Here is a 1,832-nt window from a genome sequence, read left to right as displayed (position 1 = left end):
TTAAAAGTTGTTCTGATATGCACTACTGCCGGAGAAACCGCAGCAGCTGCCTGGACGAAATCTACCGCCCCTGTCGAAGAGATCTTTGACGGATTACTTGCAAAAAGAACATTTTGCTTTTCAGCAAGTGTCATTCCACTGGTATTATGTTCTAATATTTTATAACCGCCAATTGCTGCTGCACCTCCAATGAATGCAGCTAAAACTATTAATGCTATTTTTTTCATCAGTTTATAATTGTTTTTTTAGAGGTAATTGTTGTTTTTTAATTGTTCCCAGGATCAATTGTGATCAATGGTGATGAAGCTTGCATGAGCACAATTTTATTGATTAATTTAAGCGCTGTAAAACTCATGCAGGTTTCGTTTGTGCGTTTATTTAATTTCTTTTGTCAAACAATTCAAATTTAATACCAATACAACGATATTTGTGTCATCGAAGCATCCCTTAATTGTTAAAAAATGTTAAATACTAAATCCACCGATCCGTTAAAACCTCATTTCTATAAATACCAGGGAGCAGGAAACGATTTTGTTTTAATCGACAACCGCCGTCAAACATTTGAATATAAGGATAATAATCTTGTCCACCAACTATGTGACAGGCGTTTTGGTGTCGGGGCCGATGGTTTGATGCTCTTGCAAAACCATTCAGCATACGATTTTGAAATGATTTATTTCAATGCCGATGGAAATATTGGCAGTATGTGCGGAAACGGGGGAAGGTGTATTGTAGCCTTCGCAAAACAGTTAGGTATCATAGACAGTGAAACTAACTTTTTGGCAGTAGATGGCCCTCATTATGCCAAAATTACAGCGAAAGGTGACTGGGTTGATTTGCAAATGATTGATGTAAATACTATCAGCAAAGATGGTGAGGCTTATGTTTTGAATACAGGTTCTCCGCACTATGTAGCACAGGTCACAGCGTTAAAAGACATGGATGTTTATGAAGAAGGCAAAAAAATCCGTAACAATTCTACTTATAAACAAGAAGGTATCAACGTAAATTTTGTGGAAGACAAAGGTGATCATTTGTTTGTCCGCACTTTTGAGCGTGGCGTAGAAGACGAGACTTTTGCCTGCGGAACAGGAGTCACAGCAGTAGCACTGGCTATGGCTAAACATAACGAAAAAACAGGTAGCCAGGTAACAGAAATAGAAGTATTGGGTGGAAATCTTCGTATTGGTTTCAATTACGACGGTAAAGAATTTACAAAAGTATTTCTTTGCGGCCCTGCGGAACTTGTTTTTGAAGGAAATATCAGGAACATTTAAACAGCTTTAAAACGCTGCCGGATAAATGGCTAGTTCTCTGCAAGATGGGCAGCAATGCCGATCTTAATTTCCCCAAAAGTAAAGCTTTTCCCTAAATGATCTCTGATTGGCGCCAGGCTCATCGTTTTGAGTTCTTTGATGGCCTGAAGAATATTGTCCAGTTTTTGACGTCCTAAGATGTCTTTTGCAGAAATCTCCTGTAAAGCTACATAATGCGCAAGATGTCCTTCTATAGTTCCCATCACCATCTTTCGTTCCTCAGCGATTTCAATGATGCTCTTACCTTTTAAAAACAGTTCCAGAGAAACTACTTTAGTATCTTCTTTAGGTGCTTTAGCAACAACAGGCTTTTTAGATCTTTCCTTTTTAGCTGTGAAATCCAGTTTATTTGGCATTGCATACACAGACTTCATCTGTGCTTCACGCTCTTTCTGATTCAACAAAGAACCGACATCTGTTTTCGTAAAATCTGTTCCGTTGATGGTAGCCTGTAACAGTCCCGTAGCTTTCCTTATCTTTTTGAACTGTTCATAAAATAACGATTCCATTTCAAGC

General features: G+C 38.3%; 2 protein-coding genes and 1 pseudogene. 1 reads left to right on the top strand and 2 read right to left on the bottom strand.

From position 1 onward, the window contains the following. Nucleotides 1–227 (bottom strand): annotated as a pseudogene (locus ABIQ27_RS13500) (serine protease); the annotation flags it as partial. Nucleotides 228–461: 234 nt separating this feature from the next. Here ABIQ27_RS13500 and dapF point away from each other — a divergent pair. Continuing rightward, nucleotides 462–1,277, top strand: a complete 816-nt coding sequence (gene dapF / locus ABIQ27_RS13495; RefSeq protein WP_348034443.1) for a diaminopimelate epimerase — start codon at nt 462–464, stop codon at nt 1,275–1,277. Between the two features lie 29 nt (nt 1,278–1,306). Here the strand turns inward: dapF and ABIQ27_RS13490 are convergent. Next, nucleotides 1,307–1,832 (bottom strand): helix-turn-helix domain-containing protein (locus ABIQ27_RS13490; protein ID WP_348034442.1); only part of this gene is annotated, 526 nt, incomplete at its 5' end.

Source organism: Flavobacterium sp. (assembly GCF_039916025.1).
In the GTDB taxonomy this organism is placed as follows: Bacteria; Bacteroidota; Bacteroidia; order Flavobacteriales; family Flavobacteriaceae; genus Flavobacterium.
This window is presented reverse-complemented; position numbering and strand designations above follow the sequence as displayed.

Coding starts and splice junctions, on each gene's coding strand:
- dapF (WP_348034443.1), top strand. CDS start 462: ATGTTAAATACTAAATCCACCGATCCGTTAAAACCTCATTTCTATAAA.